The following is a 16,415-nucleotide window of genomic DNA, read 5'->3' on the forward strand; positions in this document are numbered from 1 at the left end:
TTAACGACAATGACACCAGACCGGTTCGAACCGCCGCCCGCGAGCCGCCTTGCCGCCAGCCGGCAGGACGAGGCGTTGTTCCCCGCCGTGCCGGAACAGAACTTCCATGTGCGGCGCATTACGCTGATCGCGCTGTTGATCGTGGCGATCGTCCTGCCGTGCGTGTATGTCGCGGCCATGGCTATTAGCGATTTGCGCACGCGCGATGCCGACGCCACCGACATGACGCTGCGCACCGTGCGGATCGCCGAAGAACACGCGCTGAAAGTGTTCGACATGAACGAGACGCTCGACGCGCGCATCGTCGATCTGATCGAGGGGCTCGACGACGACGGCATTCGGGCCCGCGAAGCCGCCATTCACGAGAAGCTGCGCGTCATGGGCGGCGGCTATCCGCAAGTGGCGGCCGTGTCGATCTTCGGGCGCGACGGCGCCTTGCTTGCCAGCAGCCGCTATCTGCCGTCGCCGGCCATCTCGGTTGGCGAGCGTGAGGATTTCGTCGGCATTCGCGACGGCAAGGACCTCGAGCACGTCTCGAAGGTCATGACGGGGCACGTGGCCGGCGAACAGGTGTTCAACATGGGCGTCGAACGGCCCGGCGCCGACGGCTCGTTCGCCGGCGTGGTTTCGGTCGCGCTGCGGCCGAGCTATTTCGACGCGTTCTACCGCGAACTGCTCGGCGGCACCGGCAGCAGCAACGGCACGCCGATGACCATGAGCCTCGTGCGCGCGGACGGTTCGATCCTCGCGCACTATCCGCGCACGCCGCGCGAGCCGACCGCCATGGCGCCGCACACGCCCTTCGCCGAAGCCCTCGCGCAGGGGCGACGGGCCGGCGTAGTGCGCATGCATTCGAATGTCGACGGCGAAGATCTCATCCTCGCCTTCCGCCATGTCGGTTCGTATCCCGTGTACGTGGTGTGCGGCTATCGTGCCTCGGCGATCTGGGCTGCGTGGTATCGGCACCTCGGCGTGCTGATCCTGTCGATGTTCTCGCCGTCCATTGCGTTGTGGTGCGTGATCTGGCTGTCGCTGCGCCGCCTCGGCGCCGAACAGGAAGCGTGGGAACGCTGGCAGGCCGAAGCGTCCATGCGCCGTTCGATCGAATCCGCGTATCGTCAGTCGCGCAAGATGGAAGCGCTGGGCACGCTGGTCGGCAGCGTCGCGCACGACTTCAACAATCTGCTGATGATCCTGTCGGCCAATGTGCAGATCGCGCGGCGGCGCGGCATAACGGGTCTGGACCGCGAATTGTCGGCAATGGAGCGGGCGCTCAAGAGCGGTCAGTCGCTTACGCGGCAATTGCTCGGCGTGGCGCGCAAGCAGCCTTTACGCAACGAGACGCTGTCGCTCGAACGCTGGCTGCCGGCGTGCCGCGATCTGCTGCGCGCCTCGCTCGGCGCGAAGGTGTCGCTGGTGATCGATATCGGCGTCGAGATCTGGCCGATGCGCGTCGACGTCGCCGAACTGGAGCTTGCGCTCATTAACGTTGCGGTGAACGCGCGCGACGCCATGCCCAACGGCGGACGCTTCACCGTGCGCGCGACCAATATCCATTTCCGGCACGAAGACGGCTTTCCGCTGACGGGCGACTTCGTGCAACTGTCGCTCGAAGATACCGGCGCGGGCATGGCGCCCGAAGTGCTCGCCCGCGCCTTCGAACCGCTGTTCACGACCAAGCCGAAAGGCATGGGCACGGGCCTCGGCTTGCCGCAGGTTTTCGCGTTCTGCGAGCGCTCCGGCGGCCTTGCCGCGATCGACAGCGCAGTCGGCGCGGGCACGTCCGTGCGTCTCTATCTGCCGCGCGCCACAGCCGAGCCGGAGGTCGACGGACCGCCGGACTCGGGCGCCGAGGAGAGCGGCGCGCCACCGGGCTTGCGCATTCTGCTGGTCGAGGACAACGAGGAAGTGGCCGCCGGCACCGAAGCCCTGCTGCAGATGATGGGCCATCAGGTCACGTGCGTCTTCAACGCCGACACCGCGCTGCACCTGTTCGACGACGCCCACGCGCGTCGAGCGCGCACCGGCGAACCGCTGCCGTTCGATCTGGTGCTGTCCGACATCCATATGCCCGGCACCCTGAACGGCATCGATCTGGCCGAGGCGGTGCTCGCATTCGACACCAAACTGCCGGTCATTCTGGTGACCGGCTACGCGGAAGAACTCGACCGGGCGCGCCATGTCGATTTGCGGGTGCTTTCCAAGCCTTTCGATATCGGTTTGCTGGAAGAACTCCTGCAAACGATCCAGCGCGATCTGACGCAAACGGGCGCCGACCCGGCGGCGCATCCGGCGGAGTAAGGCCGGCGCTGGCGAGCGCGGGGCGAAGTCTTACATTTACCGGTGGTTGTAAAAGCGCGGCGCGCTTACGCCGGGCTTTCTTTGCCGACGCCGCGCGCGAGTAGGCGCCAGCGGGCGCGCAGGCCCGCCGCACCGGCCCGGCATGATCGTTGCGGCGAAACAAGGCAAGGAGGGCGGCGCGTCGATGCGTCGTCCGTTGTGCCTAAATACGTCGGGAGACAGCCATGCGACACACCGTGATTGGTTTATTCGACACCTACGCGCAAGCGGAAGCAGCGCGCGACTCGCTCGTCCAGACAGGTTTCGGCCGCGAAACGATCGAATTGCAGGCGAATCCGGAACCGTCGGTCGGCTCCGCCACTGACGAAGTTGCCGGTTCGGGCGTGCTGGCGAATATCGAGCGCTTCCTGTCGAGCCTGTTTGCAAGCGGTCCACGCTCAACGGAAACGGCACGCTACGCCGAAGCCGTCCGCCGCGGCGCCGTGCTGGTATGCGTCAACGCGGTGAGCGAAGCTCATGCGGACCTCGCTCGCGATACTTTGACGAGACTCGGCGCGACCGACATCGGCGAACGCGCGCCCGATTGGGACGCGCCGGTCGACGAAACCGGACGCGAACATTCTGTCCTTGATGAACTCGGCATCGGCGCGGCGATGCCCGGCACGCCGCGTACCTCGAGCGTCCCGAAGCAGGCCGCGACCGCAGCCGCCGCGGACGCGGCGGCGACAGGACGGCCTGCCGCGATGGCCGAGCCGCGATACGCGGTGCCGCCCGGAAGCCCCGACGCCGAGCCGTTCGTGCCGCCGCCGCTCAGCGAACGGCCTATGATCGATCCGATCAACGAACCGGTGACGGATCCGCTGGTCGGCGACGCGGGCCGTAGCGCGATCGCCGCCGGGTCGATGCCGGGTTCGGGCGCGGTCATGCAGCCGTCCGAAGTCGTTTCCGAAGCGGGACAGCCGCACGCCGCCTTAGGCGCGCAGATGCCGAACGAGTATCTCGAGTACGAGGAAGATTTCCGCGCGCACTACGACGAACAGTACGCGTCTGAAAACGCGCGTTACGAAGACTATGTACCGGCGTACCGCTATGGCGCGGAGATCGGCAAGGACATGCGCTATCGCGACCAGCCGTGGGACGACGTCGAGCCGGAAGCACGGCGCCATTGGGAAAGCACGTCGCCGGATAGCACCTGGGAGCGCTTCAAGCTAGCCGTGCGTCACGGCTGGGAGCGGGTGGCGGGACATCATCACGTCTGAACATGAGAGCGTCCGCGGCGGCAGGCCGTGCAGTTACGGCATGCCACCGCCTTCGCCGCGCGATCAGCTTGCTTCTCTCTCGCAACGTTGCCGCCCGAGCGCTTTTAAGCAGCGCCTCGATGTTTAACCCACGCAACGTAGCGATCCATGAAAGTCTGCAGAAACTTGCGCGTACCGTCGTTCAGGATCTCGCCTTTTTCGTTGATAACCGCGGGATCGTGCTTGATGAACACCTCGGGTTGCCCAAGCACCGCGACATCCAGATATGCCAGCACGTTGCGCAGATGCTGTTGCGCCAACGCCGTGCCGGTAGCGCCGACCGACGTTCCGATCACCGCGCCGGGTTTGCCACCCCAGGAATTGGTGCCCCACGGGCGGGAACCCCAATCCAGCGCATTTTTCAGCACGCCGGGCATGGAGCGATTGTATTCGGGGGTGACGAACAGAAGGCCGTCGGCTGCTTCAATGCGCTGCTTTAGATGCTTGCCCGCTTCCGGGTAGTCGGCGTCGTAGTCCTGGCTGTAGAGCGGCAATGAACCGATATCGATGAATTCGAAGCTGAAGTCGGCCGGCGCCAGTGAAATCACGGCTTGCGCCAACTGCCGGTTGAACGACTCCCGCCGCAAGCTGCCGACGACGACTGCAATGTGATAGGCCATGATTCGCTTCCTTGTGTAAGGCGCTCGACGCGCAAAAGGGTACGAACTGTCCATCATAGGCAAAACGTAGGCAGGCGGGGACGGCGGCACCAAAATAGCAGCGCCAAGACTTTTGGGGCACGTACGACGGGAGGCGCGATGTGGATAACTTTCCATCGCACAAAGTTATCCACAGATTCTCTGAATAACTTTGTGGATAACTGGTACTTTTGCCTTGTCAATCAAGCACGCTTTCGGCCTAGGACGTTTTGAGGCAAAGGGGTGTCTGCTACCGCCCTGTTTCGATAGAAATCGATGCGGCAGGCATAAATGACCGGTCGCGTGCGCCGCGTCAGCGCGTTTAATTGCTGGAGGATAAGGTCATGACTTCGAATTACGCAGGCAAATCCCACGATGAAGCAGTCGCCGCTCGTAAGAAGGAAAGGCAGCGGGCACAGGAACAGGCCGGGGGCGAGATGGCCGTCGACGGTACAGCGGCGGACGCCACGCATAGCAGCGGCGAGTTGTCCGAACGTGGCAAGGACGTGTGGCGCCGCGGCAGCGGCATGGATGGCGGCGGGAAGATTTAGTCGCCGGTAGCGCGGCGGGCGTAGCGCATTGCGCCGTTATGTTGCCCTCGGCGTTTGTGGCTTGTGGCGGCGGAGCGGCGACTCGCCCGGCCGCTTAGGTTGTGGCGTTGTGTCTCTACCGCGGTTGCGTCACGAGATTGCCTCGTCCCGCTTACAGTAAGTCATTCCGGCACCGCAATGTCGCCATCTACCAACTGCCAGCCATAGGCTTCAGCGAACGACTGCGCCGCTGCGGCGTCTTCGAAAAAGGGCATGTCGGCGTGCCCCCGGAACGGGTAGATGACCCGTTCGTCGCTCAAGCGAATCACTTTCAGCGTCGGCAAGGTGCCGCTCGAAGTGCGGCGCGAGGACGCCATCACCTGATAGTTCGCGCGCCCCGTGAGGGCGGGAAGATTCGCGCTCTGCGAGCGCCTGGTAGCTTGACTTGCCATTGGCGCACGCATCAGAGTCCAGCGATCGACTGGCCGGCAACCATGCCGTCGATAACCTGCTCTGCGTAGCTGGTTGAAGCAATGCGCGCGTCGCCGGCCGCGCCGAACGGCGAACGACTCGGCACGCGAAACACGCGGCTGCTGGTCATTGTGTCGTCCGTGCCGCGCCGGCAGATTCGCACGGCGGCATCGAAGCCCGAATCGTAGTGGCGGATGCCGTCGAGACCGCTTGGCTGGTGCGGATACACCAACGGATAGATCTCGAGACCTCGATAACTTCTGATTGTATTGCCCATGATGCTCGTCTCCGGTGAACGCTTTCGTGGAACGTGGCTTGGTTGCCGGGCGCATGCCCAACAAAACGCGGCGTACCAGCGAAACCTGGTGTTGATCGACGATGCGCGTAAAGAACGGCCGATTCAATAGGCCAGGTTGACGACACCGCGAAGCTGCTTTGGAGGAAGGGACCCTGTTCGGTTCAGGGCGCTGTGATGCGAGGCGTTTGCGTCAGAGACTGCGCGTACGCGCAGGAGAACTGCAAGCTGTTGACCCACTGTAACACGTTAGTAGGGTGACCATTGAACGCATTTGCGTGCCGGGCGCGAGTGTTGCTTCGGAGTGCCGGGTATTGTTTTCCGCTCGTGAGATGTGCCGCTTCCCTCGGACCCCTTCTTTCTGGATTTCTTCGGCTGACGGCAGTTGCCGGGTTGATTGGGGCGCTTGGCACACTGGGCGGAATACTTAGGCTAGCATCGAGTCGTGGCCTGGTTTTTCTGGCTCAAAAGCGAAAGGGCGCCATTGGCGCCCTTCTTCTTGACTTCGGAAGCTTCGTCGTCGACGGGGCCGCGCCCGCCAGCCGATCAGTTGCCGAAGAACACGTTGCAGTACGAGGCCGGGCCGTTGCATTGCGACGGAGCGGCAGCGTGAGCAGCGCCGGAAGCGGCGGCAAACAGGGCGACGGATGCGATCAGGGCGGAAAGAATGCGTTTCATGGTGCTGCTCCTCAGCGTTTGGTTCGCGATCTGGGGCGATCGATGGACTGAAGAATATCGACTGATCGGCGGCTGAAAAACAGCGAAGACAATAAGACTTTATTTCAATTCATGAAATAATCTGGCCGGCTGACTTGTGGCAGTTGGAGCCCCTATCGACGGTGGGCATTCCTTGTGCAGCCGTGCGCCACTGGCACTACTATTGGTGCGGTTTCAATTTTCGCAATAATCTATTGTTGCTGTCATAACGGTACGCGTGGTGCGACTAACTGGGTCTGGTCATCGCTCAAGGTCGGGCTTATGTTCAATACCGATTCGATTGCGCACGCGCTCGCGGGAGAATGGCGCACACGCTCAGCCACAGTGCGAGGACAACCACCCGCTTATGAATCGCTACCATCCAACAAAAAACACGCGCGAGAAAGCGTTGCGCCGACGAGGTCGTCCATGGCGCAAGTAGGCGCGCCGGCGCTCGACGATCCCGTTTATCTGACGCAACTGCGACGCGACCTGGTGCGCTTCGCCCGTTTGCAACTGCGCGATGCCGCCGCCGCGGAAGACGCCGTCCAGGAAGCGCTCGCTGCAGCATGGACGCAAGCCGATCGATTCGCCGCGCAATCGGAACACAAGACCTGGGTGTTCGGCATCCTGCGGCACAAACTCGTCGATACCCTGCGCGCCCGGCGACGCACGATCAACCTGTCGGCGCTCGAGTCCGAGCTCGACGGTGAAGGCCTGCTCGATCGCGAGCTGTTCAAGGACAACGGCCATTGGTCGCGCGAAAGCAAGCCGCGCCCGTGGCCGACGCCTGAAACCGTGCTGCGTCAGCAACAGTTCTGGACCTTGTTCGAGATGTGCCTGGAACGCTTGCCTGAGCACATCGGACGCGTGTTCATGATGCGCGAATTCCTCGATCTCGAGACCGAGGCGATTTGCGCGGAATTGCAGATGAGCGCCAATCATTGCAGCGTGTTGATCTACCGCGCGCGGCTGCGCTTGCGCACTTGCCTGAGCGAAAAGGGCCTATCCAGCGAGGACGCAAATGGGGAAATGTAAGCACATCACGCGCTTGTTGTCCGACGCGCTCGACCGCTCCTTGACGACCGGCGAGTGGGTCGCGATCCGTCTGCATCTGCCGACCTGCAGTGGCTGCCGCAACTATCGAAAGCAGATCCGTCTGCTGCGCGTGGCGGCGCATACGGTCAGCGGAATCGCGGCGCCGGGTGCGGTGAATAACGACGATTGACGCGCCCGGCGAGGACGGCACGCGAGCTGCGCCGTGCTTTGGTGTCACGGCGCGCGTGAACGCGCCATCTGAGCTAGCGCTCGCCGGGCGGCGTGTCCCGATAACGCTCGAAGAAACGCGCGTGCGACGCTTCATCGAGCGAAACGGGATGCGGCGTGGTGCCGGCCGGATGTTTCTCAAGCTGCGCGCGCGTGCGAACCGGTCGATGCTGGAAATTGCCGCCGCAATTCGGACAGATATTGCGCAGCGTAGTGAGCGCACACATTTCGCAGAAGGTGCACTCGTACGTGCAGATCATGGCATCGGACGCGTTCGGTGGCAGTGACTTGCCGCATCCTTCACAGGACGGTCTCAGTTCTAGCATGGTGGCTCCGCGTTTTCAGGGAGGCGCGCTGCGGGACCGCAGTTCGCTTGCCGGGCAGTGTAAGCGGCGCCGGCCGCCCGGAATGGACAGCCGCGCATCAATTCCTGCCATCGCCGCGACAGCCTCATGCGGCGTCAAGTCAGCACGGTCCACAACACCAGCGTGAGCGCGAGGCCGACGACGGACACGATCGTCTGCAACACCGACCAGACCAGCACGGTCTGTTTCAATTGCAGGCCGAAATACTCGCGGACCATCCAGAAGCCCGCATCGTTCACGTGGCAGAAGAACACCGAACCCGCGCCGATGGCGAGCGCCATCAGCGAATTGTGCGTCGTGCTCAGGCCGGCGACGACCGGCGCGACGATGCCGGCGGTTGTCGTCGTGGCGACCGTTGCCGAGCCCGTCGCCTGGCGCAGCGCGACGGCGATCAGCCACGCCAGCAGAATCAGCGGCATGTGCGCGCCGACCGCGATCTTGCCGATGGTCGAGCTGATGCCGGCCACCACGAGCGCCTGCTTCAGACCGCCGCCGGCGCCGATGGTCAGCAGCAGCGCGGCGATCGGCGGCAAGCTCTTGCGCAGAATCCCGCCGACGCGCTCACGCGCCATGCCCCGCGACCATCCCAGCGCCACCACGGCGAACAGCACGGTGAGGCCGAGCGCGATCAGCGGCTCACCGAGAAAATTCAGCGTGTTGAAAAGGAACGTTTCGGGCTGGAGCAGCAGCTTGGCAACCGTGCGCCCTAGCATCAACACGACGGGCAACAGGATCGTGATGAGCGAGATCGCGAAACTCGGCGGCTCGCCGGTGTCTTGTTTGGCGCTGAAGAGCTTGCCCATTTCCTCCGGCTCGACGACGTGCATCCGTTTGGACAACCAAATGCCATACAGCGGCCCGGCGAGAATCACCGCGGGAATCGCGACGATCAGACCAAGCCCGAGCGTCAGGCCGAGATCGGCATGCAGCGCGCTCACCGCGATCAGCGGACCAGGATGCGGCGGCAGGAGCGCATGCAGCGTGGTCATGCCGGCCAGCGCCGGAATCGCGATGCGCAGGATCGGCTGCTGCGAACGGCGCGCCATCACAAAGATGATCGGCACCATCATCACGAGGCCGACTTCGAAGAAGAGCGGCAAGCCGATGATCAGCGCGACGACCGCCATCATCCAAGGCAGCGTGCGTGGCGTGGAGTGTTTGAGAATAGTCGAGACGAGCCGGTCGGCCGCGCCGGATTCAGCCATGAGCGCACCGAGCATGGCGCCGAGCGCAATGATGATGCCGACGTCACCGAGCAGCGCACCGGCGCCTTTACTGAATGCACTGGCGACGGCCTCCAGCGGCAGGCCGGCTGCAAAACCCGCGGCGAACGTGCCGACCAGAATCGACAGGAATGGCGCGAGTTTAAACACACTGATGAAAACGATGATCAGTGCGAGTCCGAGCACGCACGACAGAATGAGTTGGGTGTCGTGGGATGACCACGGGGCAAGTGTTGTCGTCAGATGCACGCTGCTGTTCCTTTTTGTCGAATGACGCAGCCGCGGCCGTGCGCGGATGACGAATTGTAGCGACCGCTTCAGAATCGACGCAGTTAGGCAGGCAAAACACAGTCCGTCCTGCTTCGTTTTATCCGCGTGATTTGCTTATGCGAATTTATCGGTTCGTCCAGGCTTGCATACGAATTATCGTCGGAGCCAATCGGTCCGTTTTGCGTCCGTCTTTTTCATAAGCCCTCTCATGTCACGTCATCCGCTGTTCACGCGCCGCTCGTTCATTGCCGGCGTGGGCGCAACGTTCGCTGCCGCCACGCTGCCCGTCATCTCCACGTCCGTTTTTGCCGCCGAAGCGCACGCACAGGAATTTCGCATCGGTTATCAGAAAGCCGCCAATACGCTCGTATTACTGAAGGCGCACGGCACGCTCGAAAAACGGCTTGCGCCGCTCGGCATTACCGTCAAATGGACTGAGTTTCCTGCCGGACCGCAGTTGCTGGAAGGACTGAATGTCGGCGCTATCGACTTCGGCTATGTCGGCGAGGCGCCGCCCGTGTTCGCGCAGGCCGCCGGCGCGAATTTCGTCTACGTCGCCTATGAGGTCCCGACGCCGCATGCCGAAGGCATCCTCGTGCATCAGGATGCGTCGATCAAAACGCTGGCCGATCTTAAGGGCAAGAAAATCGCCTTCAACAAAGGTTCGGACGTGCACTGGTTTCTGGTCGCCGCGCTGCAGAAAGCCGGCGTGAAGTACAGCGAGATTCAACCGGTCTATCTGGCGCCGGCGGATGCGCGCGCCGCCTTCGAACGCGGGGCGATCGATGCATGGGCGATCTGGGATCCGTTTCTCGAAGCGGCGAAGCGTCAGTCGAACGCGCGCCTGCTGACGGACGCCGACGGCATTGTGAGCCATCACCAGTTCTTCCTGAGCGCGCGGTCGTTCGCGGAACGGAACGCCACTGTGCTCGCGATCACGATGGACGAAGTGGGCAAAGAAGGCGCTTGGGTGCGCGGGCATTACAGCGAGGCCGCCGCGCAGCTCGCGCCGATTCAGGGTCTGGACGCGGGCGTGATCGAAGCGGGTTTGCGGCACTATGCACACGTGTACAAACCCGTCGATGCGAACGTGCTTGCGGAACAGCAACGTATCGCCGATACCTTCAGCGAGTTGCGCATCATTCCGACGAAGATCGTGACCAGGGATGCGGCGTTGCCAGATAGCAAAGTGTAGTTTGCTAGCTTGGCACTCTGCTTCGATTTGAGCGCTTTGTCACGCCATTCAGGCGAATAACGCGGCAACGTTTTCCGGCGGGCGACCGATTACGGCTCGCCCGTTTCGCAAGACGATCGGCCGTTGCAGAAGGATCGGATGTTTTGCCAAAGCTTCGTATAACTGAGTGTCGGTCAATGCCGTGTCGGAGAGCTGAAGTTCCTTGTATTCGGCTTCGCTATCGCGAAGCATTTCACGGACGGTGCAGCCTAGTTGAACGTTGAGTTGCTTGAGTTGTTTCGCTGTGAGTGGATGCTTCAGGTATTCGACGATTTCTGTGGCTTCGTTTGCGCTGTTGTAGGAGGTCGCGATTAGCTCGCAGGTGGCGCGCGATTTCGAGCAACGGGGGTTGTGGTAGATCGTGATCATGGGTTTGCGGGGTGGTTTGGAGGCACGTGTGCGCGGCGGCAGTTGGGTGGGATTTTAGCGGGTGCGGAGTTGGCTGATCGATGCGTTGCGGTGGAGGTTTTGTATTTGCCGGTTGCACGGTGCGCGGTTGATGCGGATTCGGGTGCGAGACGATTGCGTAATCGCGTGACGAGCGTGATGTCCACGCTGGGCTGAGTCTTCGCGTGGAGGAGGCGCTTCTTCTATTTGCTTCGTTTTTGGATTTGTCGTTCGGCTGCGAATGGTGCTGGGCGCGGCGGGCCACACTGGGTTCTGTCAATCACCCAGGGCGTGACGCAACTTGAGCAGTCCCGACAGGGTGCGACGCGAAGGCACGGACCCGCGAACAGCCCACCGGTTCGATTGATTGGTCAATAGGTTGGCAAAGCGGCGCCTGCGTGTTGTACGGCGCGCCGATCTCTCACACTTCCGTTTCGCAGTTTATGCGCATAAACCGTGCGACCGGCATTCTGCGATTACCCGTGTCTCAAGCGTCACGCTTTCCCGTCGGAGCACGCCCGTCTACGAACGTCGCCAGCGCTTGTGGGCTTGTCTGGCGCCAGATCTCCGGCAACTCGGCTTGGCTCGCTTCGACGCTTGCGAACCGCTTCGGTGCTCTGAGCTACCAGGCCGGCGCGCTGTTGGGCGAACAGATCGTCAAAGCAGGGTGCCGCGACGACTTTATGCGCATAAATCTTGAGGCCAATTCCGCCGGCCTATCGCGCATTCACCGCTGACGCATATCACATAACCGACTACGTCCGACCGTCAGACACAGCGATCCGGACACTGTCCACGTGCAAGTGGTTTGGCGCCGCGCGCACAAAACCGCTTGAGTCCGCCGAACGTTTGAGCGGCTGTCAATCCGCAGCCAATCGGATCACTGAAGCGCGCAACAAGCGCTGCGGGGCCGGTCGGCCAACACATCGCCCCTTAGTGGCCGTTGGCCACCCTCAGCTGCGGCAGAGCGCCGCGCGACTCCCTTCTTTATGCGCATAAACCTATCCCGAACGGCTAATCCTTCTCGCGTTTACACAAAAACGATTGATATACAAATTCATCCAGGTAAAATCCATCTGCGTCTAAAAAGAGGAGGTGAAGATTGGCAGCGGAAATCATCGCGGTAACACAGCAAAAGGGCGGGGTCGGGAAGAGCACAATCGCGATGCACCTCGGCGCTGCGTTTCATGAGAAAGGCAAACGCGTCCTCGTCGTAGACGCAGACGGTCAAAACACGCTGATCCACTGGGCCAGTGCATCATCCGACGGCGACACCGGTATCCCGTTTCCCGTCGTCAACCTGTCCGAAGCAGGCAGCCAGATTCATCGGGAGATCAAGAAGTTCGTGTCTGACTACGACATCATCGTCGTCGACTGCCCGCCTTCTATCACCGAGAAAGTCTCCGGCGTCGTCCTTCTCGCCGCGAGCGTCGCGGTGATTCCCACCTCGTCATCCCCCGCCGACTACTGGTCAAGCATCGGGTTGGTGAAGCTCGTCCAGCAGGCTCAGGTGATGAACGAAGATCTGCGTGCAGTCTTCCTCCTCAACAAGACTGAAGAAAAACGGATGCTGACGCGCGAACTGAAGCGCGCGTTGGAGGAGCTCGGCTTCCCGTTGCTCAAGACACAGATCCCAACACGTGAGGCCTACAAGCAGGCCATGGCGTTAGGCCAGACAGTGCTTCAGATGAATGATCGCGGCGCCAAACTGGCTGCCATCGAAGTACGGGCGTGCGCGAATGAGATCGCCGCCTTGCTCCCGTGAAATTTATGCGCATAAAGGACCCTGAATGAAACCCTCCCAATTCGCCAAAGGCTTTCAAGCACGTCCTGATTCAACCAGCAGCGAAAAGCGAACCGCCCTCGATCGACTGAACGCTATCGACGGCCTGGTCAAGAATGATCCGAAGAGTAGCGACGCGGTGAGACGCACCATCGCGCCAGTCATGCCGTCGCAGAGCGTTGCCGAAGTCGACGCCGCTGACGCCGCCAATGAATCGGTGGCCTATCGCACGTGGCGCAACGAGCACGGCTACCGACCGGGCCAGGTGATCGATCTGCCGCTGAAGACGATCAAGCCGAGTCCGTTCAATCCGCGGCACTTCTACCTCAAGTCGTCGATTGCCGAACTCGCTGTCAATCTGGCGAAGCAGGGGCAGCAGCAGGCGATTCATGTCATCCCGGATTACGACAATCCCGGCACGTACTACGTCAGCGATGGCGGGCGGCGGGTACGGGCGCTGAAAGAAGCGAACAAGGAAACGGTGAAGGCGATCGTCATCGATCTGCCGATCGGTATCCAGAGCTACAAGCTTGGCTACGATCTCAACGTCCAGCGCGATTCGCAGACGGTGTTCGACAACGCGGTTGTATGGAAACGCTTTCTCGACGATCGGCATTTCCAGAGTCAGAAGGAGCTTGCCGAACACCTCGGGCTAGATGAGTCGACGGTTGCGGTCGCCTTGTCGATCGCCAAACTGCCTGAGGTCGTCATGCACGAGATGGTCGCGCGACCAGACCGCTTTGGCTCGAACATGGCGTATCAGGTGGGTCGTTATCACACCGCCCGCGGCGCCGACGCAACGCTACGCCTGATCAACAAAATCCTCTCGGACGATCTGAGTACGCGGCAAGTTGCGGACATCGTCAAGGGAAGAGCGACCACCCAGGAAAGCACCAAACCTGCGGGCCGTCAACGCTACGCTCAGCGTCTGGAAATCAAACTCGACGGCGTGTCTGTCGGCGATCTCAAATCGTATGGGGATGATCGAATCGAACTGCGCTTGAAGGGGCTCACGCGTGAAAAGCGTGATGACATCCTTCGCCAGATTGAGAAGATGTTGAAGTAGGAAAGACTGATAGAACGATGGGGCCGGCAGCCGATAGCCGCGCCCCACCAGTAATTACGCCGCGCGCGATTGGCTCAGCGTGAAGGCAAGCAGATCACCGTCGGTGGGCTCGCCCCAGGTCTTGCGAGCCAGCCAATCGAAGAATGCCGTTTCGACGATCTTCGAATCCAGCCCACGACGACGCCAGTCATCGCGCATGTGCGTGCCGAGTCCCGGCAATTCATCTTCTTCAAACGACTGCCGCGCGATATCCCGCTCGGACTCGCCTTGTTCGTCGTACAACTCGCGCGCTTCCTTGCGGCGATACGCCGAATACTCTCCTAGCAGGCGCGCTTTGAGGTCGTCGGCCGGCGCGGCAACCGCAGCCTTGCCGCCAGTACCTGACGGCAGCGCTTCGACCGGCGGCGCGTAACCTTTCTTCAACGCGTCCTTGAACAGCGCCGGCGCGCTGCGCACCGGCGGCAGCGACGTGCTGCGCATGCGTTGCTCGGTCATCTGGAGTGCGGCGCGAATGCGATTTTCTTCGCTGTCGGCGTAGAGCGTTTGCGCTTCCTTCAGCGGGATGCCGATCTTCACCATCCGGTCGACCAGCGTGCTATCGAACACGTTCGGATGTTCGTCGAGCGCGAGCATCGGCTGCTTCCGTTCGGTCACGCGGAACTGGATCTCGGCGACCCGCCGCCCTTCGCGATGTTCGATCAGTTCGACAAAGATGTTGGTGACGGCGTTGACCTCGGCGATGGCCGGCCGTAAGTAATCCCGCTTGAAGTACTTGTATTCGCGCTTCGCTTCATCGCCCGCTTCCGTGTCCGGCGTGCCGGAGAGGATAGGGCGCCACCATTCCCACGTCTCGCGCATTGTCAAATGGCTCGGATTCGTCAGATAGCGCACGCAAATCTCGTACAGCGCGAGGCCCGCGCTGCTGCGCAGCTGGCTTTGGAACTGGAGACTCAGGCGGGCGTACTGAACCGGATCGAGTAGCTTTTTCTTGATCTTCGGTGCAAAGGAGAACTCCACCCAGACACGACGGGTGGTCGGGTCTTCGAGAATTTCCGCGTCGGCAATCAGCGTGGAAATACCCCATTTCCGGCCCGGCTTCTGACTGGACGTGCCCGTGCTCCATTCAACCTGCACCGACACCATGCGCCGCAAGTGCTCCTTGACGAGTGCGGTGTCGTTGGAATCAAACGCGGAGTTCGCGACGATGTCGGACAGCAAGGCCCGATACGTGTCGCCGGATTCGTCCGCTTGTTGAGCCACGGCGAGAAGCACGTTGAACAGCTTACGGGTAAGGAGCGTGATTTTCCCGCTCTTGGGCTGAATCGCGATCGCCTCGACGGCTTTGCGCAATTCGGCCGAGCTCGGGCTGACTACGTCGGTCTTCTTCGCGCGCTTCGTGGCCATGCGTCGGGTCGAGGAGGGATTTGGCGAGAGCATACCGGCTGCGGTGATACGCGTCTATAGCGTGGATCTCACCGTTGCGGGTGAAGCGAGTTTACGAGGCGCGACTCACCTCGAGCAACTCCCGAAAACCCTCACCTCAGCCATTTGGCGCCAGGTTCGGGCCGTCCTTGCAGGTCGCGGGCCTGGCAATTTCAGACCATTTCTGCTGCAAGTGCGAACGAGGGCCTTTCAGTCCCGAATCTTCTCACCTCAAAAAAACCTGGTGAATTTTGACGGGTGTGCCGCTACGGACTAAGTCCTCGTATGGCCGATCAAACCGAGGGACAAGTTTTGAGCATCGTTTGACTGGAGGACGGCGGCCGACCAGCGCGATTGCGAGACGCCAACGCGCGAACGCGCGAACGGCCGAATCGATGCAGCGTTGACGAGGAACGCCTCGCCGATACGTGCGCCTCCACGCCAAGGGCTGAACACAGCTACAAGCCTTGCCCGCGTTGGTGGGACCGCACCTACACTACGGCTCAGACGTAAGGGCATCCGCACCCCACGAGCGATCTCACTGCAGGCGTCGCAAGCCTTCCAACCACGTGCCCAGCCTGTTTCGACTCCGCCTGAGGTTTGTGCTTCGATGCAACTACCACTTGCGCAACGGCCTCAGACGAACTTCAAGTACGGCGTCTTGAGCCAATGGGTCGGTTTAACCCGCTCATACCCCCCGAAAAACCTCACCTCAAGACTGGCGGAGCGCTCGGAACGACGCGGCCTTCAGACGACTTGTGCTCCGAAAGCACCAAAAAACCGTCCCGAAAAACCTCACCATAGCGGCATCAGAGGGTCTCCCATCACCTCAGTTACGTGCCCCCGAAAAACCTCACCTTTGTGACTCACGACAATAATATTCCATATTTTCAACGACTTAGAACTTACACTCCCGCACCATCGACCGCGACCACTCCCGGAAAACCTCACCTCAAGACCCATTTCAGAGGAATCAGCCATTTCCGCTCGCGACCGCCACAGTCCTGAAAAATCTCACCGTTCGATTTCCGCGACCGTTAAATGCAAGTGACTCTGACAGCGTCAGCAGGGCCTTTCGGGCCGATAAAAGCCATTTTGGTCCCGTATTTCCTCACCTGGACGATCGTCAAGCTCCCAAACACCTCCCGAAAAACCTCACCTTTGACCCAG

General features: G+C 61.6%; 16 protein-coding genes. 8 read left to right on the forward strand and 8 right to left on the reverse strand.

Going from position 1 to position 16,415, the window contains the following annotated elements; translation table 11 throughout:
* Positions 1-9: 9 nt before the first annotated feature.
* Both B0G71_RS31130 and B0G71_RS31135 read left to right on the forward strand, forming a co-directional pair.
* Positions 10-2,301: a hybrid sensor histidine kinase/response regulator gene (locus B0G71_RS31130; RefSeq protein ID WP_116146603.1), complete on the forward strand. Its 2,292-nt coding sequence runs from the start codon at positions 10-12 to the stop codon at positions 2,299-2,301.
* Between the two features lie 224 nt (positions 2,302-2,525).
* On the forward strand, positions 2,526-3,560 hold the full coding sequence (locus B0G71_RS31135) for a hypothetical protein (protein WP_116146605.1): 1,035 nt from the start codon (positions 2,526-2,528) through the stop codon (positions 3,558-3,560).
* 104 nt (positions 3,561-3,664) lie between these two features.
* Here B0G71_RS31135 and B0G71_RS31140 read toward each other — a convergent pair whose 3' ends face one another.
* Positions 3,665-4,219: an NADPH-dependent FMN reductase gene (locus tag B0G71_RS31140; protein WP_116146607.1), complete on the reverse strand. Its 555-nt coding sequence runs from the start codon at positions 4,217-4,219 to the stop codon at positions 3,665-3,667.
* A gap of 362 nt (positions 4,220-4,581) precedes the next feature.
* Here B0G71_RS31140 and B0G71_RS31145 point away from each other — a divergent pair, with 362 nt between their 5' ends.
* Complete coding sequence (locus B0G71_RS31145) at positions 4,582-4,788, forward strand: hypothetical protein (RefSeq protein WP_116146608.1); 207 nt, start codon at positions 4,582-4,584, stop codon at positions 4,786-4,788.
* A 161-nt stretch (positions 4,789-4,949) separates the two neighbouring features.
* Here B0G71_RS31145 and B0G71_RS31150 read toward each other — a convergent pair whose 3' ends face one another.
* The 3 genes from B0G71_RS31150 to B0G71_RS42170 form a co-directional block, all read right to left on the reverse strand.
* The gene (locus tag B0G71_RS31150; protein WP_241974842.1) at positions 4,950-5,219 is read right to left on the reverse strand and encodes a DUF6723 family protein; all 270 of its coding nucleotides are present in this window, start codon (positions 5,217-5,219) and stop codon (positions 4,950-4,952) included.
* Between the two features lie 11 nt (positions 5,220-5,230).
* A complete protein-coding gene (locus B0G71_RS31155) occupies positions 5,231-5,515 on the reverse strand; it encodes a hypothetical protein (RefSeq protein WP_106281496.1) in 285 nt (94 codons plus the stop codon).
* Positions 5,516-6,079: 564 nt separating this feature from the next.
* The gene (locus tag B0G71_RS42170; protein ID WP_013341997.1) at positions 6,080-6,211 is read right to left on the reverse strand and encodes a hypothetical protein; all 132 of its coding nucleotides are present in this window, start codon (positions 6,209-6,211) and stop codon (positions 6,080-6,082) included.
* A 447-nt stretch (positions 6,212-6,658) separates the two neighbouring features.
* Here B0G71_RS42170 and B0G71_RS31160 point away from each other — a divergent pair, with 447 nt between their 5' ends.
* Together B0G71_RS31160 and B0G71_RS31165 are read left to right on the forward strand one after the other, a co-directional pair.
* Positions 6,659-7,267, forward strand: a complete 609-nt coding sequence (locus B0G71_RS31160) for an RNA polymerase factor sigma-70 (protein ID WP_116146610.1) — start codon at positions 6,659-6,661, stop codon at positions 7,265-7,267.
* Positions 7,254-7,457 carry a zf-HC2 domain-containing protein gene (locus B0G71_RS31165; protein ID WP_106281500.1) on the forward strand — a complete coding sequence of 68 codons (204 nt, stop codon included), beginning with the start codon at positions 7,254-7,256 and terminating at the stop codon, positions 7,455-7,457. Before B0G71_RS31160 ends, B0G71_RS31165 begins: the two co-directional genes overlap by 14 nt.
* Positions 7,458-7,530: 73 nt before the next feature.
* Here the strand turns inward: B0G71_RS31165 and B0G71_RS31170 are convergent, their stop codons facing one another.
* Positions 7,531-7,821 (reverse strand): DUF1272 domain-containing protein, encoded by a 291-nt coding sequence (locus B0G71_RS31170; RefSeq protein WP_116146612.1) that lies wholly within the window; start codon positions 7,819-7,821, stop codon positions 7,531-7,533.
* Positions 7,822-7,955: 134 nt separating this feature from the next.
* Positions 7,956-9,332 (reverse strand): gluconate:H+ symporter, encoded by a 1,377-nt coding sequence (locus B0G71_RS31175; RefSeq protein WP_116146613.1) that lies wholly within the window; start codon positions 9,330-9,332, stop codon positions 7,956-7,958.
* 229 nt (positions 9,333-9,561) lie between these two features.
* Here B0G71_RS31175 and B0G71_RS31180 point away from each other — a divergent pair, with 229 nt between their 5' ends.
* Positions 9,562-10,548 carry a sulfonate ABC transporter substrate-binding protein gene (locus B0G71_RS31180; protein WP_116146615.1) on the forward strand — a complete coding sequence of 329 codons (987 nt, stop codon included), beginning with the start codon at positions 9,562-9,564 and terminating at the stop codon, positions 10,546-10,548.
* Between the two features lie 48 nt (positions 10,549-10,596).
* On the opposite strand, the gene arsC is transcribed toward B0G71_RS31180, so the two are convergent.
* Positions 10,597-10,956, reverse strand: a complete 360-nt coding sequence (gene arsC / locus B0G71_RS31185) for an arsenate reductase (glutaredoxin) (protein WP_116146617.1) — start codon at positions 10,954-10,956, stop codon at positions 10,597-10,599.
* Between the two features lie 1,120 nt (positions 10,957-12,076).
* On the opposite strand from arsC, the gene parA reads away from it, so the two are divergent.
* Positions 12,077-12,739: a ParA family partition ATPase gene (parA, locus tag B0G71_RS31195; protein ID WP_012428795.1), complete on the forward strand. Its 663-nt coding sequence runs from the start codon at positions 12,077-12,079 to the stop codon at positions 12,737-12,739.
* Between the two features lie 25 nt (positions 12,740-12,764).
* Complete coding sequence (locus B0G71_RS31200) at positions 12,765-13,823, forward strand: ParB/RepB/Spo0J family partition protein (RefSeq protein WP_116146620.1); 1,059 nt, start codon at positions 12,765-12,767, stop codon at positions 13,821-13,823.
* A gap of 54 nt (positions 13,824-13,877) precedes the next feature.
* Here the strand turns inward: B0G71_RS31200 and B0G71_RS31205 are convergent, their stop codons facing one another.
* Positions 13,878-15,227 (reverse strand): replication initiation protein, encoded by a 1,350-nt coding sequence (locus B0G71_RS31205; RefSeq protein ID WP_106281512.1) that lies wholly within the window; start codon positions 15,225-15,227, stop codon positions 13,878-13,880.
* Positions 15,228-16,415: the final 1,188 nt, after the last annotated feature.

This window comes from Paraburkholderia sp. BL27I4N3, assembly GCF_003386115.1.
Classification (GTDB): Bacteria; Pseudomonadota; Gammaproteobacteria; order Burkholderiales; family Burkholderiaceae; genus Paraburkholderia.